The following is a 20,807-nucleotide window of genomic DNA, read 5'->3' on the forward strand; positions in this document are numbered from 1 at the left end:
GCCCGGCCCCGGGGGAGGGGGTCAGGCGTACACCCGGGCCTGGAGGCGGTACAGCTCCGCGTACAGGCCGCCGGCGTCGAGCAGTTCCCGGTGGCCGCCGGCCTGGACCAGGCGGCCGTGCTCCAGGACCAGGATCAGATCGGCCATCCGGACGGTGGAGAAGCGGTGCGAGACCAGCACGCTGACCGCGCCGGTCCGGGCCCGGGAGTCGGCGACCAGCCGGGCGAACCGCTCGAACAGGGTCTGCTCGGCCGCCGCGTCCAGCGCCGAGGCCGGCTCGTCCAGGACCAGCAGCAGCGGGTCGCGGCGCAGCAGCGCCCGGGCCAGGCCGAGCTTCTGCCACTGCCCGCCGGACAGGTCGACGCCGTCGCCGTAGCTGCGCCCGATCAGGCCGTCCAGCCCGCCGGGGACGGCGGCGGCCACCGGGGCGGCCTCGGCGGCGTCCAGGGCGGCGGACAGGGCCGCGTCGTCGTCGATCCGGTCGAGGTCGCCGATGCCGGTGTTGTCGCGCAGGCGCAGTTCGAGGCGGGCGAAGTCCTGGAACAGGGTGGCGGTCCGGCGCTGCCAGTCGGCCGGATCGGCGGCGGCCAGGTCGACGCCGTCGACCAGGATCCGCCCGCCGGTCGGCCGGTAGAGGCCGCAGAGCAGTTTGACCAGGGTGCTCTTGCCGGCGCCGTTCTCGCCGACCACGGCGAGCGCGGTGCCGGCCGGGATGTCGAGCGTGACGTCGTCCAGGACGCGGCGGGTGCTGCCCGGGTACTGGAAGCTGACGTGTTCGAGCCGGATGCCGCGGGTCAGGAGGAGCAGAGTTGACGCAGCGTCAGAATTGTTGGAGTGGAGAGTGGTTGGGGGTTTCAGGGCGTCCAGGCGGTGGGCGGTGCGGCCGGCGTCCTGGAGGACGGTGAGCAGCTGGATCGCGGTGCCGACCTGGAGCGAGAGCTGGGCGGCCAGGGTGATCACCAGGATGACGTCGCCGAGCGGGGAGACGCCGTGCTGGGCCTGCCGGACCACCAGCCAGATCGCGGCGGCGTAGCCGAGCGCGAAGCAGAGCTGCCCGCCCGCGCGCAGGGCGGCGGCGCGGGTGTGGGCGCGGCCGAGCAGGCGGGTGCCGGCCTGCCACTCGCGGCGGTGGCGGGCCAGCAGGAAGGGTGCGGCGCCGGCCAGCCGGGCCTCCTTGGCGGTGGCGTGGCCGGTGGCGACGTCCAGCAGGTGGCGGCCCAGGCGCTGGTGCGGGGCGGCGGACTCCTTGGCGGTGTCCAGCAGCCGCTGGGCCCGGTTGCCGGCCAGCACCGGGACCGCGCCCAGCAGCGGGAGCAGCAGCAGCCACGGGTCGAGCAGGCCGAGCAGGACCGCCGTCAGCCCCAACTGGACGGCCAGGCCGCCGAGTTGCAGAGCCGCTTCGAGGGAGGCCCGGGTCCGCGGCAGGTCGTCGCGGACCAGCGCGAGGGTGTCGGCGAACCGGGGGGTGTCCAGGTCCTCCAGGCCGGGCCGACCGTGGGCGAGGGCGACCAGCCGGTTCTGCAGTTCGACCTCGCCGAGGTCGCCGAGCTCGAAGTAGGCCAGGTGCGCGAAGTGGCCCATCATCAGTTCGAGCACCAGCAGGGCGGCGGCGGCCAGGCCGAGCAGCACCGCGCCGCCACCGTGCCCGGCCAGCGTCTCGGTGGTCAGGCCCTTCAGGCACAGGGCGATCAGCGGGGTGGCCAGGCAGCCGGCCGCGACCATGGCGGCGGCCCGCAGCAGCCGGCGCGGGTCGCACCGCCAGGCGAGGGTCAGCAGGTGGCGCAGGGCCGGGATCAGGTCGGTCACCGCAGGGCCTCCTCGGCGGGCGGGGCGTCCAGGGCAGCGGGGTCGGCGGCGTGGTCGGGCGTGGCGTCAGGCGCGGTGTGGTTGGTCGAGGCGTCGGGCGTGGCGTGGTGGGGCGTGGCGTCGGCGGTGAAGCGTTCGGCCTGGGCGCGGAACAGGCGGGCGTACTCGCCGTCCAGGGCCAGCAGTTCGTCGTGGGTGCCGGACTCGGCGACCCGGCCGTCGGCGAGGACGACGATGTGGTCGGCGCGCCGGACGCTGGAGAAGCGGTGCGCGATGATGACGCTGGTGACGCCGCGGGTGATTTCGAGGAAGCGGTCGAAGAACGCGGCCTCGGCGCGGACGTCGAGCTGGGCGGTGGGCTCGTCCAGGACGAGCAGCGAGGCGCCGTCGGCGAGGGCCAGCATGGCGCGGGCCAGGGCAACCCGCTGCCACTGCCCGCCGGACAGGTCGCTGCCGCCCCGGTAGTGCGAACTGAGCACGGTGTCCAGGCCGTTCGGCAGCGCGTCGAGCACGTCGAGGACGCCGGCCCGGTCGGCGGCGGACCGCAGCGCGGGCCGGTCGGTGAGCAGGGCGGGGCGGCCGAGGGCGATGTTCTCGGCGGCGGTGAGCTCGTAGCGGGCGAAGTCCTGGAAGATCACCGCGATCCGCCGGTGCCAGTCGGCGACCGGCCGGCGGGCCAGGTCGGTGCCGCCGACGGTGATCCGTCCGGCGGTGGGTTCGCGCAGCCGGGCGAGCAGCCGCACCACGGTGGTCTTGCCCGCGCCGTTCAGGCCGACCACGGCGGTGGAGCGGCCGGGCGGCAGTTCGAGGTCGAGGTGGTGCAGCACGTCGGGGCCGTCGGGGCGGTAGCGGAAGGAGACGTCCTCCAGCCGGATCGTCCCGGCGGCGGGTGCCGCGTCGGCGGGTGCTCCATCGGCGGGCGCTGCGTCGGCGGGCACCGTTTCGGCGGGCGCCGCGTCGACGGGTGCTCCACCGGCGGGCGCCGCTTCCGCGGGCGCCGCGTCGGCGGGTGCCGCGTCCGCCGGAAGGGCCTCAGCGGCGGGCCGCTGTTCGAGGGTGCGCAGGGCGTCCTCGGCGGTGAGCCCGTACAGGGTCTGCATGTCGCTCTCGGGGAAGAACACGCCGAACCGCATCGGCACCAGCACGGCCTGCAGGGCGGCGGAGAGCTGGAGCAGCGTCAGGGTGTGGGCGGCGCCGCCGCGGGCGAGCAGGGTGAGGGCGGCGCCGCCGCCGAGCAGGCCGACCGCGGCCAGGCCGAGGAAGGGGCGGAACAGCAGGCGGCGGCGGGTGGCCCAGAGCGGTTCGAGGTAGCGGCGGGCCTCGGCGGTGTGCCGTTCGCGCAGCCAGGGGACCAGGCCGAGCATCCGGGCCTCCTTGGCGATGCCGGTGCCGGTGGCGGCCTTGCGCAGGTAGGCCAGGCGTCGGCGGCGGCCGGTCATGGTGGCGCGGGCCGCGCCGAAGCGGCTCAGCGCGCCGCGCTGCCCGGCCCGGATGACCAGCGCGGCGGCGGTCACCAGCAGGGCCGGGAGCCAGCCCAGGGCGATGCCCACCACGGTTGCCGCGCCCAGTAGTTGGGCGTAGCGGGCGAGCAGGGCCAGGGTGCCGGCGGCGGCCTCGCCGGGGGTGGGCGAGAGGCGGTCGAAGCCGCCGCGGGCCTCGGCGAGCAGGTCGAGGACGTCCTGCTCCTCCAGGTCGGCGCTGTCCAGGCCGTCCAGCGCGCAGGCCATCAGGTCGGCGATCCGGGCGCCGTCGACCCGGCGGGCCACCAGCTCGCCGGCCAGCGCCTGGAACGGGGCGAGCGCCTGCTGGAGGACGAACGCGGCGGCGGCGATCAGCAGCGCGGCGGTCGGCCCGCCGCCGCCGGTGCGGGCGGCGGGCAGCGCGGCGATCAGGTGGCTGGTGGCGGCGATGAAGCCGATCGGCAGCAGGCCGACGGCCAGGTGCAGCGCGCTCGCCCCGGCCAGCAGGGCCGGGTGCAGCAGGTGCAGCAGCCGGGCGGCGGCCAGCCGGTGCCGGACGCGCCGGCGCAGCCGTTCCGGCAGGCCGGGCGGCGTGGCGGCGGGCGTGGGTGGGGGAGCGGAAGAGGGCACGGGCGGGTGCCTCCGGGTTTCGGTGGGTCTCGTCGAACGGACGTGGTGCGCCCGGCGCGCCGCGGGGCGGACGGGCGGCGCGGCGTCGGGAACGCGGGAGGGGCGGGAATGTGGGAGGGTGCCCGGCAGCCGGGACGTCGATGTCGCCGGGAGGCACGAGCCCCAGAGTCTGCTGCAGGGCCGTCAAATCCGTCAAGAATTCACCTGACGGCCATTCACCGTTGGTTGCGGTGCGGGGTGGAAGCGTTCGGAACTCTTCCACTTGGTCTAGACATTTGATCGACTTCCCGGCTAGCGTCCTGTCCGGATCGAGTCCGGCCGGACACCGCCGGTTGCTCGTTCGCAGTGCGCTCGACGGGGGTTGGCGCACGTTCCCGGGCTGCGGCAGGCCCGCTGCCGGGGAGAGCTGTTCCGTTGCGCCGCCGTGCCCATCAGGCCGGCGGGCCGGGACGCGTTCCCCCGGTCGCACGCCCCGTTTCCGCCCGGCCGTCGCCTCCTTCCCCGCCGACGGCCCTCGTCCGCGCGCCGTCCCACCGGCGCGTACCGGAGAGGAACCCGCTGCTGTGGAGAGCGTTGACACCCGTACGGTGACCTACCGCGGTGCCCGGACCGGCACCGCGCCCATGACCTGGGGCCAGCGCGCGATCTGGAAGTCCATCCGCTGGCTGGACGACGGCGCCCACTACTTCAACATCCGCCGGAACGCCCAACTACCGGACGGCACCGACGAGTTGCAGGTGGACGCGGCGCTCGCCGCGCTGCTGGAACGGCACGAGGCGCTGCGCACCACCTTCCACGAGGGCGCCGACGGCTGGCGCCAGCACGTCACCGACACCGGCACCCTGCGCTACGCCGTGGTCGACGCCCCGCCCGGCACCGCCGCCGACACCGCCGCCCGGATCGGCGACGAACTGGTCGCCCGCACCTTCCGGCACACCGAGGAGATCCCGTTCCGCTGCGCCCTGGTGCGCGACGGCGGCCGGCCCGCCCACCTGGTGCTGGTCTTCTCCCACCTCGGCGTGGACTTCTGGGCGGTGCGCCAACTGGAGCAGGACCTACGGGAGTTGCTTGCCGGAGAGCCGGGACCCGCCCCCGACTGGCAGCCGCTCGACCAGGCCGGGTACGAGAGCGAGGGGGAGGGCGCCCGGCGCGGCGCCGCCGCCGTCGAGCACTGGCGGCGCACCCTGGAGAAGACCCCGCCCGCGCTGTTCCCGCCGGTCGACGACCGGGGCCGCCCCGAGCGCTTCGTCCGCCTCGGCATGGACTCCCCGGCCGCCGCCGTCGCCGCCACCGCGATCGCCGAACGCTGCCAGGTCTCCACCGGCACCGTGCTGCTCGCCGCCACCGCCGCGGTGCTCGGCGCCTGGACCGGCCACCCCGTCGTCCCGCTGCAGCTGATCGCCGTCAACCGGCACGACGAGCGGACCCGCCGGCTGGTCGCCGCGATGGCCGAGAACGCCCTGTTCTCGCTCGACGTCGGCACCGGCACCTTCGACCAGGCCGTCAAGCGCGCCTTCCTGGCCGGCATGAACGCCTACCGGCACGCCCACTACGACCCGATCGCCGTCGACGAGGTGCTGGACGCCGCCAAGGAGCGCAACGGCGGCGTGCTGCAACTCGGCCACTTCTTCAACGACAAGCGGATGCACGACCGTTGGGAGAACCTGCCGGACGTCCCCGCCACCCCCGAGGGCCTGGCGCCGCTCACCGAGAAGACCCGGATCTTCCACGTCGGCTCCTGGGAACGGCAGGACGCGCTGTTCTTCGTCCACACCACCTACGCGCCCGACACCGCCCTGCTGTACCTGATGGCCGACACCGAACTCGTCCCCCGCCAGGACGTCGAACGGGTGCTGCGCGCCTTCGAGACCCTGCTGGTGGCCGGCGCCGCCGAGCCCGTCGAGCTCGCCGCCGTCACCTTCGACCGCTGAGCCGACCTCCTGCACCAACCGCTGAACCGTCCCCCTGCACGAACCGCTGAACCGCTTCCCCCCGCACGAGGAGGACCCCGCATGAGCACCGCCACCGCCGCCGACGCGCCCGTCTGGGACGAGGAGGTCGCCGCCGCCGTCACCCGGCTGACCGCCGCCGCCGAGAACGAGTACTACAACCCGTACCAGACCTTCGAGTGGCCCGAGCGCATCCCCGAGGGCGCGCTGTGGATGAGCGAGGACCTGCTCACCGTCCACGGCACCGCCGCCGCGGCCGAGTTGAGCCGCGAGCAGTACCTGGCGCTGTCCAAGTGGGAGAGCATCAACTTCTACAGCCTCAACGTGCACGGCATCCGCGAACTGATGCAGGAGGTCGTCCGGCGCATCCACGCCCCCGGCTACGAGATCCCCACCCCGTTCTTCCACCACTTCCTCGGCGAGGAGAACGAACACATGTGGTTCTTCGCCGAGTTCTGCCTGCGCTACGGCGGCCGGCTGTTCCCCGACCGGTCGATGGCCTTCCCCGGCGAGAAGCACTCCGCGCGGCTCGACAACTTCGTGGTGTTCAGCCGGATCCTGATCTTCGAGCAGATCGTCGACCACTTCAACAGCAAGATGGCCGCCGACCCCGCGCTGCCCGACACCATCCGCGCCATCAACCGGGTCCACCACCAGGACGAGTCCCGGCACATCGCGTTCGGCGCCCAACTGGTGCGCGCCCTGTGGCAGCGCCTGGTCGAGGCCGGCGACGAGCGGGAGACCGCGCACGGCCGCCAGTACGTCGAGAAGTACCTCCAGTCGTCCATCCAGCAGCTCTACAGCGTCGACGCCTACCGCGACGCCGGCATCCCCGACCCGCTGGCCTTCCGCGCCCGCGTCATCGCCGACCCCGCCCGGCAGGCCGCGCACGCCGCCATCACCGCCCGCACCACCGCGTTCTACCGCCGCATCGGCGTGCTCGACGCCGCCTGACGGCACGTCAACTCCATTGCCCGGTAAGTCCAGCAAGCCCATTGACCCATTGAGGGGAACCGCATGAGCACCCGGACCGCCGACCTGCCCCCGCTGCGCGAACCCGGCCCCGGCCTGGTCGTCCTCGACCCGACCCGCGCCGCGCTGCTGACCGAACTCGACACCCTGTTCACCGGCCTCGCCGAGCAGCTGCACGCCCCCGCCGTGATCGGCCCGCCGCTGCTGCCCGCCGAAGGACTCGCCAAGCTCGACTACTTCCGCAACTTCCCGCACCTGGGCGTCGCCGCCGCCCGGTACCGGGGCGACACCCTGGACGCCCTCGCCGCCGGCCAGGACCCCGCCGAGCAGGACGTCCACCCCACCGGCTACCTGCTGCCCTCCGCCACCTGCTACGGCCTGCTGCTCTCGCTGGCCGGCGCCGAGGTCGGCGACGGGCAGCGGGTCACCGCCATCGGCCGCTGCTTCCGCAACGAGGACCACTACGACGGGCTGCGCCGCCTGTGGGGCTTCCACATGCGCGAGGTCCTCTACCTCGGCACCCCCGACGGCGTGCGCGACCACCTCGCCCGCTCCAAGGAGTTCGTCCTCGACCTGGCCGCCGCCCTCGGCATCGCCCTCGACTACCAGCCCGCCAACGACCCGTTCTACGACCGCACCGGCTCGCGCGCCAAGCTGATGGCCCTCGACCCGGTCAAGTACGAGTTCCTGGCCGCCGACGGCACCGCCATCGCCTCCGTCAACCGGCACCGCAACTTCTTCGGCGACCGCCTCGGCATCACCTCCGACGGCCAGGCCGCGCACAGCGGCTGCACCGCGTTCGGCGCCGAACGCTGGGTGCACGCCGCGATCCTCACCCACGGCAGCGCCGGGGCCGCGCTCGACCGGGTCCGCGAGGTGCGCGATGCGCGCCGCTGACGCCGCTGCGGGTGCTGCGGCCGCCGTGGTGGGCGCGGCCGCGCTCGGCGTCGAACTCCCGCTGGTCCAGGCCGGGATGGGCGGCATCGCCGGGCCCGCCCTGGCCGCCGCCGTCAGCGACGCCGGGGCGCTCGGCACCGTCGCCCTCTACAAGAGCGACCGGGCCCTGGCCGCCGCCCTGGTCGAGCAGACCGCCGCCCGCACCACCCGCACCTTCGGCGTCAACGTCATCCCCGAGGTCGCCGACCGGCTGCTCGACCAGCAGCTCGACGCCGTCCTCGACCGGGCCGACCGGCAGCTCACCGTCAACAGCTACGGCCTGCCGCCGCAGCCCTTCGCCGCACGGGTCCGGGCCGCCGGGCACCGGCTGCTGATCCAGACCGGCAGCCACCGCGACGCCCGCACCGCCGCCGCGCTCGGCGCGCACGCCGTCACCGTCCAGGGCACCGAGGCCGGCGGCCACCACCTCGGCGGGCAGCCGCTCGCCGAACTGCTCGCCGAACTGCGCGCCGACCCCGACTTCGACCTGCCGGTGTTCGCCGCCGGGGCCGTCGGCACCGGCGCCGACCTGCTGCGGGTGCTGGCCGCCGGGGCGCACGGGGCGATGTGCGGCACGCTGTTCGTCGCCACCGCCGAATCCGCCGCCCACCCCGACTACCGGCGCGACCTGGTCGCCGCCGACCCCGCCGACACCGTCGTCACCGACCGCTTCTCGATCGGCTGGCCCGGCCGCACCCACCGGGTGCTGCGCAGCGCCGTCACCGACGCGCCCGCGCCGCTGCCCTCCGCACTGATCGCCTGGACCACCGTGATGGGCACCCGGCGCCCCGTCCCGCGCGGCTCCGCCGCCGCCCCCACCGTGGAGGCCGAGGGCCGGGTCGGCGAGATGGCCCGCTACGCCGGGCTCGGCGTCGGCGCGATCACCGGCGTCGAACCGGTGGCCGCGGTCCTCGCCCGGCTGCGCGAGCAGTACGCCCGGGCGCTGGCCGACGCCCGGCTGCCGGAGGACGTCCGGACGCCGGCCGGAGCCCGGTGACCGGGCCGGAGGGCGGGCCGGTGAGCGGGCGCGGGCCGGAGGGCGGCGCGGACACCCTGCGGGCGGCCCTGCACCGGATGCTCGGCGACGCCCCCGCCGGGGCCGACCCCCGGGTGCGGGTCGGCGTCGACCTGGTGCACGTCCCCCGGGCCGCCGACCTGGCCCGGCGGCACGGCGAACGCTGGCTCGCCGACCAGTTCACCCCCCGCGAGCGTGAACAGCTCGCCGCCGCCACCGGCACCCCTGCGGCCACCCTCGCCGGACGCCTCGCCGCCAAGGAGGCGTTCCTCAAACTCCTCACCCCCGAACGGGAGTTGATCCCGCTGCGGGACATCGAAGTGCTCCGCGCCCCCGGCGGCGCCCCCACCGTCCACCCGCGCGCCGCCGCCCTGCACCGGCTGCGCGCCCAGCACCTCACCCACTGGACCCTCAGCATCACCCACGAGGGCGACTGGGCCGTCGCCGTCACTGCGGCCCTGACCTCCCCCACCCCCTGAACACCCCCCTCTCCAAGGAGCCACCCCCATGCAGCAGATCGCCGACTGGATCCAGGGCAAGAACCCCGCGCTCGGACGGGAGGTCGCGCCCGCCGAGGACCTCATCGAGGGGCGGCTGATCGACTCGCTGGACTTCCTGGAGTTCATCTACCTGCTGGAGAGCGTCTCCGGCCGCCCGATCGACCTCGCCGAGGTCACCGTCGACGACTTCCGGACGCTGGAGCGGATCGAGGAGCGCTTTCTCGCCCCGGCCGCACCCGGCGGCGCCGCGTGAGCGGTACCGCCGCGGTCACCGGCACCGCCGCGGTCACCGGCACCGTCCGGTTCGGCAGCTGCGACGCCGAGGCCCGCTGGCGGCCCGCCGACCTGGCCACCCTGCCCGCGCTGCGCAACCCGCACAGCGAGCGGCTGACCCGAGAGATGGACCAGCTCCAGGCAGTGCTCTGCGCCCCCGGCGACACCCTGCTGACGAACCGTCAACCACCGTCCGCCTTAACCGAGTTGATGCGTAGCGCCGGTTTCGGCGCCCGCCACCTCGCCGTCCCCGGCGACCCGGCGGAGCCGGTCGAGCGGCGGCTCGCCGCGCACCCCGTCCCCGGCCTGGCCGGGATGGCGGCCGCGCCGTACGCGGTGCTGGACGGGACGGCCGAGGCACTGGTCCGGCAGGGGCTGGCCGGGACGGCCCCGCCGCTGGAGGCGGTCCGGCTGGTCAACTCCAAGACCTGGACGACCCGGCTCGGACACCCCGGCTCCGGCCGGGTCGTCACCGGCCTCGCCGACCTGCGGGCCGCCGTCGAGGAGACCGGCCCGTGCGTGGTCAAGGACCCGTACGGGGTCTCCGGGCAGGGCAACCTGGTGCTGGAGTCGCCCGAACGGCTCGCCTTCCTGGAACGGCACCTGACCCGCGAGGTCGAGCGGCGCGGCACCCGGATCGAACTGATCGTCCAGCAACTGCACCGCCCCGCCGAGGACTTCGCCGCCCACCTCACCGTCGGCCCGGACGGCCGGGTCCACTGGCGCGGCATCCGGCAGGTGCTCAACGACGGCCACGCGTACCGGGGTTCGGACCGCCCGAGTGCCGACCTGCTGGCCCGGCTGGAACGCGCGGGCTACCGGGAGACTGCCGAATCGGTGGCCGCCGCGGCCGCCGCGGCCGGCTACCGGGGCCCGCTGGCGGTGGACTCGATGACCACCGCCGACGGCACGCTCGTCCCGGTGCTGGAGGTCAATGCCCGGCTCTCGCCCGGCACGATCGCCCAACGACTGGACGCCCGGCTCGAGTTGCGGCTCGTCCCGGTCGACGGCGACGACTGGTTCGACCGGCTGGTCGACGCCCTCGACCGGGCCCGGCTGCTGGCCACCGCCGGCCGCCCCGGCCTGCTCCCGCTGGCCGCCGGTACGCTCGCCGCCCCGCGCGGCTGGCTGTTCCTCGCCGTCCTCGGGGACGCCGACCCCGCCCCGCTCACCCCTGTCCTGGAACGACTCACCTGAGGAGACCGCCGGTACGCTCGCCGCCCCGCGCGGCTGGCTGTTCCTCGCCGTCCTCGGGGACGCCGACCCCGCCCCGCTCACCCCTGTCCTGGAACCGCCGACTACCGGGCGGCCCGGGAGATTCCCCGCGAGGGCCTGACCGCCTGGCGGGAGGCGATCGCCGAGCACGCCCCGCTGCGTCCCGGCGCCACCGTCCTCGACGTCGGCGCGGGCACCGGCGCCTTCGCCACCGCGTTCCGCGACTGGTACGGCGCCCACGTCATCGCCGTCGAACCCGCCCCCGCCATGCGGGAGTTGATCCCCGCGGGCGAGGGCATCACGGTGCTGGACGGCCGGGCCGAACGGCTGCCCGTGCCGGACGCCGCCGCCGACGCCGCCTGGCTGGGCTCGGTGGTCCACCACATCGGCGACCTCGCCACCGCCGCCCGGGAACTGCACCGCGCGCTGCGCCCCGGCGCGCCGGTGCTGATCCGCAACGCCTTCCCCGGGCGCTGCGACCGCGACCTGCGGGTGCGGTACTTCCCGGAGACCGCCGCCGGGATCGCCGACTACCCGAGCGTGGAGCGGGTCACCACCGCCTTCGCCGCGGCCGGCTTCACCCGCACCGCCCTGCGCTCCCTGCCGCAGCGCTCAGCCCCCACCCTGGCCGCCTTCGCCGCCGGCCTGCGCCGCGACGCCGACAGCAAACTGCGCGCTCTCCCCGACGACGCCTGGCAGGCCGGCCTGGCCCGCCTCCACCGGGCCGCCGCCGAACGGCCGACCGAGCCGGCCGTCAGCTGGATGGACCTGCTGGTGCTGCACCGGAGTTGACGACCCGTCCGCCCGCGACCCGCCCCGCCCGCGACCCGTCCGCCCGCGGCCGGTGCGGGGCGGATCCGGCCGCGGGCGGAGGCGGGGCGGGCAGGGGAGGGGGTCAGCCGTTGGCGAGGGCCTGGACCCGGTCGAGCGCGCCGTTGAAGTAGTTCTGGTCGCCCGGCAGGGTGCCGGCGTCGGCGTACTGCCAGATGGTCTGGTAGGACCAGCCGGCCGGGAGGGTGCCGACGCTGGAGGAGTAGCGGGCTATCCAGAGCGGGTTGGTGGCGCCGAAGGAGGAGTTGTTGCCGGTGCAGGTGGTCCACCAGTCGGTGGTGGTGTAGATCGTCGGGTAGCGGCCGGTCTTGGTGTGCACGGTGTTGGAGAAGTCGCGGATCCAGCTGACCATCCCGGCCTGGCTCAGGCCGTAGCAGGTGGCGCCGTACGGGTTGTACTCGATGTCCAGGGCGGGCGGCAGGGTCTTGCCGTCCTTGGACCAGCCGCCGCCGTGCGCGACGAAGTAGGCGGCCTGGGTGGCGCCGCTGGAGACGTTCGGCAGCGCGAAGTGGTAGGCGCCGCGGATCATCCCGGCGTTGTAGGAGCCGTTGTACTGCTGGGCGAAGTACGCGTTGGTGTAGCTGGTGCCCTCGGTGGCCTTGACGTAGGCGAACCGGCCGCCGTTGGCGTACGCGGTGCTCCAGGCGACGTTGCCCTGGTAGCTGGACACGTCCATGCCCTTGGTCTGGGTGACGGCCAGTGCTGCGAGGGTGCTCGCGGTGCGGGCTGTGTCGCCGCGGCCCTCGTGGGCGGCGACGGTCGAGCCGGCGAAGTCCCGCTCGGGGTGGAAGTTCGCGGGCTCGCCCGGCTTGGCGGCCTGGGCGGGGACGGCGGCGACGACGCCGACGAGCAGGGCGGCGGAGGCGGCCGCGGTGGCGGCGCGGCGGAGCATCCGGGTGGTGCCGGAAGCGGGCATGACGACTCCTCAATCCGGTGGGCGTGCGGCCGGGTCGGCTGCATGCGGAGAAGATATAGTCATGGCCCCGTCAGTCAACAGAGTGTTGAAACCACATATCGAATGAATGTATGTAGAGCGAACAGCCATAGGTGTGACAACTGAACACCAGTCGTTCCGCTCGATGTTGACGACCCGTCGGACAAAGCGCCTGCTGGCGCGCCCGGCCACCCCGGCGGTAGCGTGTCAACGCGCGTCCCGCTGCCGGGACGCCGGAACGGGACGGGAACGGGGGAGCGGTGCCGGACGGACGCCTGCTCGCGGTCAGCGACCTGCACGTCGGCGTCGCCGAGAACCGCGGCACCCTCGAAGCGCTTCGACCCACCGGCCCCGACGACTGGCTGATCGTCGCGGGCGACGTCGCCGAACGGGTCCGCGACGTCGAGGCCACCCTGGGCTTCCTCGCCGGCCGCTTCGCCAAGGTCCTCTGGACCCCCGGCAACCACGAACTGTGGACCACCACCCAGGACCAGGTCGACCTCCCCGCCCCCGCCCGCTACCGGCTCCTGGTCGAACGCTGCCGCGCCCTCGGCGTCACCACCCCCGAGGACCCGTACCCGACCTGGCAGGGCCCCGACGGCCCCTGCGCCGTCGCCCCCGTCTTCACCCTCTACGACTACAGCTGGCGGGTCCCCGGCGTCACCGACAAGCAGCAGTCGCTGGCCCGCGCCCGCGACAACGGCGTGGTCTGCACCGACGAATACCGGATCGACCCCGCCCCCTACCCCGGCCTCGAGGACTGGTGCCGCGAACGGGTCGCGGCCACCGAGCAGGCGCTCGCCGCGCACGACCCCGCCCTCCCGCTCGTCCTGGCCGGCCACTGGCCGCTCGACCGCCGCCCCACCGACATCCTGCGCCACCCCGACTTCGCCCAGTGGTGCGGCACCGACCTCACCGCCGACTGGCACCGCCGCTTCAACGTCGCCGCCGTGGTCTACGGCCACCTGCACATCCCCCGCACCACCTGGTACGACGGCGTCCGCTTCGAAGAGGTCTCGCTCGGCTACCCCCGCGAGTGGCGCCGCCGCGGCCACCCGCGCGGCCTGCTCCGCCAGATCCTCCCCTACCCAGGCCTGCCCGAGCAGCCCATCCCCGCCGAGCAGCCCATCCCCGCCGAGCAGCCTCTCCCCACCGAACCGCCCGTGACCTGACGGCCCGTCGACGGTGGCGGGCCCGGGCTCCGGACTCCGGGCCCCGGGCCCGCGCGCTCCGGGAGCCGGCCCGGAGGCGTGCGCGCGGTCCGCGGAGCCGGCCGGACGGCCGCGCCCGGTCCGGGGAACGCTGTTGAAACCGCCCGCCCGGCAGGGCGCGCTCCGCCGCGCGCCCGCCCCCGGCGGCCGGGTCCGCCCGGCCCGCGGCCGTGGGGAGTTGCCGGGGCCGGTGGGCGGCGTGAGGCTGGAGGCGGCCCGAAGACGCGAGTGCGTCCGTCCGTCCGGCCGCGGGTCCGCGTTCCGCGCCGCGCCGCCGGTCAGCTGCAGGACGCCCGACAGTGGGATGTGGGTGACTCCCCCATGATCGATGCCAGAACCCATGCCGCCGCACTGGCCGAGCACCGGGAGGGCCTGGCCGCCGCGCCGGTCGACCCCGCGCTGCGCCCCGCCCTGGACGGCCTGCTCGCCGAGGTAGCCGACCACCCCGCGGACGCCGCCCTCGGCAGCCTGCTGGACCACCTGCTCCAGCACGCCCAGTCGGACGGCCTGGAACTCGACCTGCTCGCCGAGGCCGCCGCGATGTGGACCGAGGGATTCGACCTCTACACGGCGATCGGCTCGGTGCGCGCCGACATCGAGACCGCCCTCGCCGACCCGGCGCAGCCGGACGCGGCGGCGAAGTACTGCGCGGCCACGGTGCGCCTGCGGAAGCTGGGCGAGGGGGTGGACGGCAAGCACCTGGAGATCCAGGACCTGGGCCGCCGGCTCGGCGAGATGCGGCACGTCCCGGAGCACCCGCGGCAGGCCGGCGCCCCGCTGGACGCCTGGGGCTGGGGCGACGTCTTCCTGGCCCGGCGCACCGACGCCTTCGTCCGCACGGCCTTCGCGGCGGCGGACACCCCCGCCACCCGGGCGACGGCCTTCGGCATCCTGTCCGGCCACGCGGCGAACGCGGCCGGCTCGGCCTACCTGGGCAAGGTGGTCGGCGGACCCCGGCGCAGCCACCGGTTCCGGGACCGGATCGCCCGCAACACCGTCGGCTGCTACCTGGCCCAACTGCGGCCTGAGGCAGGGGACTTCGGCCGGCTCGCGGCCGCGCTCCGGTACGACGCGGCCCCCGAGGCCCGGCTCCCGGACGACGCGGCGGCGTTCCTGGCCGAGGTGCTGGGGAAGACCTACGACCTCGGCGTGACGGCGCCGCTGCCGGACCTCCAGCTCGGGTACCGGCGCCTGGTGCGGCAGTTGGAGCTGCTCGGCACCTTCCGGCAGCCGCCCCGGCCGACGCTGCCCGCCCCCGGGTTCGTCCGGAAGCTGTGGGCCGACCCGGCGCACCCGCCGGCCTCGGTGATCACCACCGAGACGGCCACCCCGCCCGCCGTCGCCGACTCCGGGCTCGGGCCGGCCTCGTACTCGGGACCCGCGGTGCCCCCGTACCAGCGCCCGCCGACCGCGACGGACAGCACCCGGGGCAGCGACAACCAGTGCGGCAGCTTCTGGCTGGGCGTGCTGGGGTTCCTCGCCTGGGCCGGGATGCTGGGCGGTCCGTGCTGGGTGCCGTGGGGGAGCGGCCACTCGTGCCCCTTCTGGGACAAGTACGTGTCGGACAACTTCAAGCACGCGTTCGAGACCAGCCTCACCCCCGAGGAGCAGGCCGCCCTCGCCGCGCAGAACCAGCCGCTCACCTCGGCGGAGTTCGCCCGGGGCGCCGACCTGCCCCAACTCACCGAGCTGGTGGGCCTGTTGTTCGACTTCCAGGCCCGGCTCTGGGAGGCCCTGCGGAAGGCCGGCGGCTACCTGGCCGGGTGCGGGGTGGCGGCGCCGGACGGGCGGCTGCACCACCCGCTGTACCGGCAGTTCCTCAAGGTCCCGTCCAGCGGCGACAACATCACGCCGCGCCGCCCCGAGGCCGATCCGGTCGCGGTGTTCTACCGCTACCCGCTGACCCCGCTGGAGGAGCCGTCCGACGGCGGCGGCGGGCTGCCGGTCGGCACCGACCCCGGCTGGCTGCTGCGGGAGTCCACCGCCGCGGTGACCGCCCTGTGGACCGGGATCGCCCGGGGCGCGTCCGGCGAGGCCAACCCGGACCTGGACGCCGACCGGTTCCGCCGCTACGACTGCTGGGCGGCCGGCGGCTCGATCGACGACGACCCGGTGGACGTGCGGGTCCTCGGCTACGGCGAGACGTGAGGAGGGCGGTCATGCCCGCGCGCAACGACGGCCGCGACCCGGAAGGCACCACCGACGACCGGCCGTACCTGTTCGTCCACAGCTACCCGCCGCCGGTCCTGCCGGCCGGCTCCTACCCGGTCGACAACGGCACCCGGCCGGTGCCGCCGGCGGTCTGCTGGTACCTGTGCTCCGGCATCCAGCCGCTCACCGCCTTCCAGCCGGGGGAGGACCTGACCGTCCAGGTGACGGTCGGGAACTGGCAGGGCGGCAACAGCGAGTCGATCGCCTACCTGGGGCTGTGGTGGTCGCCCCCGGTCAGCGGCCCGCTCGTCCCGGACGCCGACAAGTTCCTCGGCCTCACCACCGTGGTGGTGCCGCCGCACGGCGGGCAGGTGGTCTCCGACCCGCTGACCGGGCGGATCCCCGCGGACGCCGGCGACCACGTCTGCCTGCTGGCCAAGGTCTGGCACCCGCTCGACCTGCCGGGCACGGACATCGCCGACCCGGTCAACGACCGGCACTGGGCGCAGCACAACCTGGTCGTGCTGCCGGCCGGCAGCGCCGGGACCCTCCCGTTCCTGGCGTCCAACCCGCTGGCGGAGGAGGCCGGCTACCTGGTCGGCGTGGGGCCCGTCCCGCCGACCCGCTGGGCGGGCTTCCGGCTCGACGGGGACCCGCAGCCGGTGGCGGCCGAGGCCGGGCCGGTCGTGCTCACCGGTCCGGACGGGCAGGAGCTGGCCCGCGGCGAGGGCGAGGCGTCCTGCGCGCTCACCCTGGGCGCCGGGGAGCGGCGACCGCTGGAGGTCGCGGTGGAACCGGCCGGGGCGGTGCCGGCCGGGGCGTTCGCGCTGTTCGAGGTCGTCCAGTACCGGCTCGGCGAGGAGGTCCCGGTCGGCGGGATCGGCATCGCGTTCACCGGCGGCTGAGCGGCCGGGCGGCTGGGCGGTTGGGTGGTTGAGCGGTTGAGCGGTTGGGCGGCCGGGCCGCTGAGCAGCCGGTGAACGCCGGCCCGCCGGGAGCGGGTTGCGGCGCGGCCGGCCCCCGGCCCGGGGCCGACCGCGCCGGTCGGTGGGGGAGTGCGCTCCCGGCGGACCTCGGTGGTCGGTGGGGGAGTGCGTTCTCGGCGGGGACGGGCGCTGTGGCACCATGGCGGTTCCGGCGCCCCGCCGCGGGGACCGTTCGCACCCGTCCGTACCCCGTTCGCACCCCGTCCCGAGGAGAGCGCCGATGACCGCCGCCGAGCCCACGTCCGCCCCGGCCACCGACCGGGCCACCGACCGGGCCACCGACCGGGCCCCCGACCCGGTCTTCCGGACCGCGGGGCCCGCGGACGTACCGGCGCTGGTGGCGCTGGTGGAGTCGGCGTACCGGGGCGAGTCCAGCCGGGCCGGGTGGACGACCGAGGCGCACCTGCTGGAGGGGCAGCGCACCGACGCGGCCGCGGTGGCCGAGCTGCTGGGCCGTCCCGACTCGGTGGTGCTGCTGGTCGAGCGGGACGGCGCCCTCGCCGCCTGCTGCCACCTGGAGCGGCGCGGCCCGGCGGCGTACTTCGGAATGTTCTCGGTCTCCCCGGCGATCCAGGGCGGCGGCCTGGGCCGCCGGGTGCTGGCCCGGGCCGAGGAGTGGGCCCGGGCCGCGTGGGGCTCGACCGCGATGGAGATGACGGTGATCGAGCAGCGCGCCGACCTGATCGCCTGGTACGAGCGGCGCGGCTTCGCCCGGACCGGCGAGTTCGAGCCGTTCCCCTACGGCGACGAGCGCTTCGGGGTGCCGCTCCGCTCCGACCTGCGGTTCGCCAAGCTGGTCAAGCCGCTGGCGCCGCAGGCCGGTTGACGGTCCGTCACCAGGGCGACGGGGCGGGCGGGGCGACCACCGGCGGGCGGTCGTCGCAGGTGAGGGTGTTGGGCAGCTCCCAGGAGGCCAGCCAGTCGCCGGTGGTGCCGCCGCCGGAGTTGCCGCCCAGGTCGGTGACCGCGAACTCGGAGCCGGCCGGGGTGAAGTGGAAGGTGCCGCAGTTGTTGATGCCGACGGCGCCGACGTTGCGGGCGGTCACGTTCTCGAAGCTGGCCGACCCGGCGACCCGGGCGCTGAGCACCGAGGTGCCGGTGCCGTCGATCTTGACGTCCTTGAACGCCAGGTTGGACAGCTTGTACTGGTCCTTCACGCCCCACTCGGCGACCGCCATGATCGCGTTGTAGGTGGAGTCCAGGTAGTGGTCGCCGGTGACCCGCACGTCGGCGTCGATGTCCCGGTCCAGCACCTCGAACCAGATCGCGCCCAGGCCGATGTTCCAGTTCAGCTCGTAGGTGCCGGCCCGCACGGTGGTGTTGTCGGTGAAGTGCAGGTACCCGGCGAACGGCTCGGCGCCGAACCGGGAGCCGGCGTGCAGGCCGGAGCCCTCGCGGACCGGGTCGGCGACCAGGTTGTCCGAGACGGTGGTGTCGGTGCCGCCGTACACGGCGATGGCGTTGGCCAGGGTCGGCGACTGCACGGTGTTGTGGTCGATGACGGTGCGGGCGTCCGCGGTCTTCTCCGACCAGAGCGCGATGCCGTCGTCGCCGGTGTTGCGCAGGAAGTTGTCGCGGATCACCGAGTCGGCCACGCCGGTGTGGAAGTTGATGCCGTCGGCGATCTGGTCGGCGATCTGGTTGCCGGTGATCTGCAGGTTCTTCATCGGGCCGTCCAGCCAGATGCCGACCTTGGTGTGGTGGATGTACAGGCCCTCGATGCTGGAGTCGCTGAACGCGCCGCCGATGCCGTTGACCTGGTCGGTGTCGATCCGCTCCCGGACGTCGCCCTCGATGGCGAACCCGGACAGGTGGACGTTGCGGCTGCCGCCCTGCGCCGCGTCCTTGCCGTAGACGCCGACGCCGGTGTGCACGCTGCCGTCCGGGGCGGGGGTGGCCAGGGTCTGCTGGGTGCCCTTGAGCACGGTGTACCAGCTGCCCGCGCCGATCACGGTGACGTCGTCGACCACCAGGTGCCGGTTGACCTGGAAGACGCCCGGCGGCAGGTAGACCGGCAGGTGCAGGGCCTTGGCGAGCTTGACCGCCCGGTCGATGGCGTCCGCGGAGTCGCGCCGCCCGGTCGGGTCGGCGCCGGTCGCCAGCACGTTGACGGCCTTCAGCTCGACGTGCGGGGCGGCCACCAGCTGGGAGTCCATCAGGTCGATCGCCGCCCACGGGGCCTTCGACCCGGCGGGCAGCGCGATCCGCACCTTGTCGCCCGCCCGGTAGGTGCGGCCCAGCAGCAGCCGCTGCTCGTCGTACATGTGGCCGGGCCGGAACGGGGTGGCGATCGCGGGCGCGGGCGTGGTGGCGGCGGGCACGCAGCCGCACTCGGTGATCCACCAGTCCGGGTGCAGCAGCCCGGCCTTCGGGTCGTTGCTGAACGGGTACTGGTTGTACAGCCAGGAGTACTGGCTGGTGGCCGAGAGCTGCCGCCGGTCCTTGCCGTTGACGGTGACGTCCAGCGGGGCGGTGGTCCCGCCGCCGTCCGCCGCGTCGGGGAGGCTGTAGCGGACGGTGATCGCGTTGGCGTCCTTCGGCAGGGTGAACTCCACGTACTGGCCCGGGGCCAGCTTCACCGCGCTGCGGCCGGACGCCTCGGCGGCCAGGGTGTACGCGGTGCGGTCGGCGGCGATCACGCTGCCGGTGGTGGCGGCGTGCTCGGCCTCCTGCTCCAGGAAGTCCACCCGGGCGCCGCGGCCCGCGGTCAGCGCCGGGTCGATCCCGGCCCGGGTCACCGCGGCGCCCCCGCCGCCGGAGGCGGGCGCGGCCTGCGCGGCCGGGGCGCACAGCGCCACCCCGAGCCCGAGCACGGAGGCGACGACCACCGCCCCCGCGCGGGCCGAACGGGACAGCGCGGAGCGGGAGGGGGATGCGGGGGCAGCAGTCATCGGGGACCGGCTCTCTGAAAGGCGTGGTGGAAGTGAGCCGACAGTAGGGGCGCGCGCCACACCACCACAAGAGAGTTGCGCAGAAATTTCTCGCAGATGTCAGATTCTTGCGAAGTGAGAGTCAGTCGTTGCGGGGCGATCGGTCGCCGGCCCACTCCAGGTACCGGCCCGACTCCCGGGTCAGGCCCATCAGGAACCACAGCAGCAGCGCCGTGTCGTCACCCCAGCCGATCAGCGGCAGGAAGTCCGGCACCGCGTCCACCGGACTGAGCAGGTACACCCCCACCGCCACCGTCAGCGCCGCCAGCTTCCCCGGCCCGACCCCCGGGTAGCGCCCCGCCAGCACGTCCCGCAGCAGCCGGGGCAGCGCCAGCGCCCGCGCCCCGAGCCCGGGCGCACCCGGCCGCCGGGTCTCCCGGTACAGCCCCCACGCCGAACGCGCCACCGCCGCCCCGTCCAGCCCGCGCACCCGGGCCGCCCGGCCCTTGCCCCTGCCCATGCGGTCCTCCCGAACGTTCCCGTCGACTCCCCCTCCACGGTACGGGACCGCGCCCCCGTCCCCGGGGCGGCCGCGGTGCCGGGACGGGGCGGGGTGCGCGGGGCGGGGTGCGCCGGACTGGGCGGGGCGACGCGTTGCGCGCGGGTGGCGGTGCGGACGTGCGCGGCGCCGCGGCCCGGCCGATGCTGGCCGCATGACGAGCAACAGCACCGCCGAAGAGCCCCTGGTCCGGGTCGCCGAGTTCCGCACCGACAGCCGCTACCGGCTGGTCCACTTCCAGGGCGAGGGGTGGAAGCCGCTCGCCCCCGAGGAGTTCGAACCCGAGCTGCACCACCACTTCCCCGACCTCGATCCGCACGACCCCGCCCGGGTGCACTGGGACGACCGCCCCTGGGAGTGGCCCGCCTGGCGCCCCGGCGAAGCCTGAACCGCGTATCGCGTATCGCGTACCGCGCACCGCGTACCGCGCGCGCCGCGCAGCACCGGAGCCCGTCCGGGCCCGGCCCTCGACGGGGGTCGGGCCCGGACGGGCTCCGGTGCTGCGCGGC

18 protein-coding genes are annotated in these 20,807 nt (G+C 75.2%); 13 read left to right on the top strand and 5 right to left on the bottom strand.

The window, feature by feature from the left end; all coding sequences use genetic code 11:
* Positions 1-21 precede the first annotated feature (21 nt).
* Both IH44_RS0123530 and IH44_RS0123535 read right to left on the bottom strand, forming a co-directional pair.
* Positions 22-1,806: an ATP-binding cassette domain-containing protein gene (locus IH44_RS0123530; protein ID WP_030461683.1), complete on the bottom strand. Its 1,785-nt coding sequence runs from the start codon at positions 1,804-1,806 to the stop codon at positions 22-24.
* Positions 1,803-3,896 carry an ATP-binding cassette domain-containing protein gene (locus IH44_RS0123535; RefSeq protein WP_063759670.1) on the bottom strand — a complete coding sequence of 698 codons (2,094 nt, stop codon included), beginning with the start codon at positions 3,894-3,896 and terminating at the stop codon, positions 1,803-1,805. Before IH44_RS0123535 ends, IH44_RS0123530 begins: the two co-directional genes overlap by 4 nt.
* A 587-nt stretch (positions 3,897-4,483) precedes the next feature.
* Here IH44_RS0123535 and IH44_RS43015 point away from each other — a divergent pair.
* From IH44_RS43015 to IH44_RS0123575, 8 genes are all read left to right on the top strand, one after another.
* Positions 4,484-5,827 carry a condensation domain-containing protein gene (locus IH44_RS43015; protein WP_051817232.1) on the top strand — a complete coding sequence of 448 codons (1,344 nt, stop codon included), beginning with the start codon at positions 4,484-4,486 and terminating at the stop codon, positions 5,825-5,827.
* Positions 5,828-5,908: 81 nt separating this feature from the next.
* On the top strand, positions 5,909-6,799 hold the full coding sequence (locus IH44_RS0123545) for a diiron oxygenase (RefSeq protein WP_035956175.1): 891 nt from the start codon (positions 5,909-5,911) through the stop codon (positions 6,797-6,799).
* Between the two features lie 63 nt (positions 6,800-6,862).
* Positions 6,863-7,714 (top strand): hypothetical protein, encoded by an 852-nt coding sequence (locus IH44_RS0123550; protein WP_030461687.1) that lies wholly within the window; start codon positions 6,863-6,865, stop codon positions 7,712-7,714.
* Complete coding sequence (locus IH44_RS0123555; protein WP_051817233.1) at positions 7,701-8,750, top strand: nitronate monooxygenase family protein; 1,050 nt, start codon at positions 7,701-7,703, stop codon at positions 8,748-8,750. The genes IH44_RS0123550 and IH44_RS0123555 overlap by 14 nt, the downstream gene beginning before the upstream one ends.
* A gap of 20 nt (positions 8,751-8,770) precedes the next feature.
* Positions 8,771-9,247: a holo-ACP synthase gene (locus tag IH44_RS0123560; protein ID WP_157852443.1), complete on the top strand. Its 477-nt coding sequence runs from the start codon at positions 8,771-8,773 to the stop codon at positions 9,245-9,247.
* 28 nt (positions 9,248-9,275) lie between these two features.
* Positions 9,276-9,521 carry a hypothetical protein gene (locus IH44_RS0123565; protein WP_030461690.1) on the top strand — a complete coding sequence of 82 codons (246 nt, stop codon included), beginning with the start codon at positions 9,276-9,278 and terminating at the stop codon, positions 9,519-9,521.
* The gene (locus tag IH44_RS0123570; RefSeq protein WP_051817235.1) at positions 9,518-10,738 is read left to right on the top strand and encodes a hypothetical protein; all 1,221 of its coding nucleotides are present in this window, start codon (positions 9,518-9,520) and stop codon (positions 10,736-10,738) included. The genes IH44_RS0123565 and IH44_RS0123570 overlap by 4 nt, the downstream gene beginning before the upstream one ends.
* A gap of 135 nt (positions 10,739-10,873) precedes the next feature.
* A complete protein-coding gene (locus tag IH44_RS0123575; protein WP_035956178.1) occupies positions 10,874-11,548 on the top strand; it encodes a class I SAM-dependent methyltransferase in 675 nt (224 codons plus the stop codon).
* A 103-nt stretch (positions 11,549-11,651) separates the two neighbouring features.
* Here the strand turns inward: IH44_RS0123575 and IH44_RS0123580 are convergent, their stop codons facing one another.
* Positions 11,652-12,503, bottom strand: a complete 852-nt coding sequence (locus tag IH44_RS0123580) for a lysozyme (RefSeq protein ID WP_030461693.1) — start codon at positions 12,501-12,503, stop codon at positions 11,652-11,654.
* A gap of 278 nt (positions 12,504-12,781) precedes the next feature.
* Between IH44_RS0123580 and IH44_RS0123585 the strand changes: the two genes are divergently transcribed.
* The 4 genes from IH44_RS0123585 to IH44_RS0123600 all read left to right on the top strand — a co-directional run bounded on the left by IH44_RS0123585 (position 12,782) and on the right by IH44_RS0123600 (position 17,695).
* On the top strand, positions 12,782-13,693 hold the full coding sequence (locus IH44_RS0123585) for a metallophosphoesterase (RefSeq protein WP_051817237.1): 912 nt from the start codon (positions 12,782-12,784) through the stop codon (positions 13,691-13,693).
* 360 nt (positions 13,694-14,053) lie between these two features.
* Positions 14,054-15,880 carry a hypothetical protein gene (locus IH44_RS0123590; RefSeq protein ID WP_030461695.1) on the top strand — a complete coding sequence of 609 codons (1,827 nt, stop codon included), beginning with the start codon at positions 14,054-14,056 and terminating at the stop codon, positions 15,878-15,880.
* An 11-nt stretch (positions 15,881-15,891) separates the two neighbouring features.
* Complete coding sequence (locus tag IH44_RS0123595; RefSeq protein WP_030461696.1) at positions 15,892-16,788, top strand: hypothetical protein; 897 nt, start codon at positions 15,892-15,894, stop codon at positions 16,786-16,788.
* Positions 16,789-17,089: 301 nt separating this feature from the next.
* Positions 17,090-17,695, top strand: a complete 606-nt coding sequence (locus tag IH44_RS0123600; RefSeq protein ID WP_030461697.1) for a GNAT family N-acetyltransferase — start codon at positions 17,090-17,092, stop codon at positions 17,693-17,695.
* A gap of 7 nt (positions 17,696-17,702) precedes the next feature.
* On the opposite strand, the gene IH44_RS0123605 is transcribed toward IH44_RS0123600, so the two are convergent.
* Together IH44_RS0123605 and IH44_RS0123610 are read right to left on the bottom strand one after the other, a co-directional pair.
* Complete coding sequence (locus IH44_RS0123605) at positions 17,703-19,760, bottom strand: glycosyl hydrolase family 28-related protein (protein ID WP_051817238.1); 2,058 nt, start codon at positions 19,758-19,760, stop codon at positions 17,703-17,705.
* 121 nt (positions 19,761-19,881) lie between these two features.
* The gene (locus tag IH44_RS0123610) at positions 19,882-20,259 is read right to left on the bottom strand and encodes a YkvA family protein (protein WP_081967069.1); all 378 of its coding nucleotides are present in this window, start codon (positions 20,257-20,259) and stop codon (positions 19,882-19,884) included.
* A gap of 193 nt (positions 20,260-20,452) precedes the next feature.
* Between IH44_RS0123610 and IH44_RS0123615 the strand changes: the two genes are divergently transcribed.
* Positions 20,453-20,686: a hypothetical protein gene (locus IH44_RS0123615; RefSeq protein ID WP_030461700.1), complete on the top strand. Its 234-nt coding sequence runs from the start codon at positions 20,453-20,455 to the stop codon at positions 20,684-20,686.
* Positions 20,687-20,807: the final 121 nt, after the last annotated feature.

Source organism: Kitasatospora sp. NRRL B-11411 (assembly GCF_000721345.1).
GTDB classification, from domain to species: Bacteria; Actinomycetota; Actinomycetes; order Streptomycetales; family Streptomycetaceae; genus Kitasatospora; species Kitasatospora cineracea.

What these genes read in the sequence shown, in the direction of transcription:
- IH44_RS0123545 (WP_035956175.1), top strand. Translation starts at nt 5,909, where the DNA reads ATGAGCACCGCCACCGCCGCCGACGCGCCCGTCTGGGACGAGGAGGTC.
- IH44_RS0123550 (WP_030461687.1), top strand. Translation starts at nt 6,863, where the DNA reads ATGAGCACCCGGACCGCCGACCTGCCCCCGCTGCGCGAACCCGGCCCC.
- IH44_RS0123555 (WP_051817233.1), top strand. Translation starts at nt 7,701, where the DNA reads ATGCGCGCCGCTGACGCCGCTGCGGGTGCTGCGGCCGCCGTGGTGGGC.
- IH44_RS0123565 (WP_030461690.1), top strand. Translation starts at nt 9,276, where the DNA reads ATGCAGCAGATCGCCGACTGGATCCAGGGCAAGAACCCCGCGCTCGGA.
- IH44_RS0123580 (WP_030461693.1), bottom strand. Translation starts at nt 12,503, where the DNA reads ATGCCCGCTTCCGGCACCACCCGGATGCTCCGCCGCGCCGCCACCGCG.
- IH44_RS0123590 (WP_030461695.1), top strand. Translation starts at nt 14,054, where the DNA reads ATGATCGATGCCAGAACCCATGCCGCCGCACTGGCCGAGCACCGGGAG.
- IH44_RS0123595 (WP_030461696.1), top strand. Translation starts at nt 15,892, where the DNA reads ATGCCCGCGCGCAACGACGGCCGCGACCCGGAAGGCACCACCGACGAC.
- IH44_RS0123600 (WP_030461697.1), top strand. Translation starts at nt 17,090, where the DNA reads ATGACCGCCGCCGAGCCCACGTCCGCCCCGGCCACCGACCGGGCCACC.
- IH44_RS0123605 (WP_051817238.1), bottom strand. Translation starts at nt 19,760, where the DNA reads ATGACTGCTGCCCCCGCATCCCCCTCCCGCTCCGCGCTGTCCCGTTCG.
- IH44_RS0123610 (WP_081967069.1), bottom strand. Translation starts at nt 20,259, where the DNA reads ATGGGCAGGGGCAAGGGCCGGGCGGCCCGGGTGCGCGGGCTGGACGGG.
- IH44_RS0123615 (WP_030461700.1), top strand. Translation starts at nt 20,453, where the DNA reads ATGACGAGCAACAGCACCGCCGAAGAGCCCCTGGTCCGGGTCGCCGAG.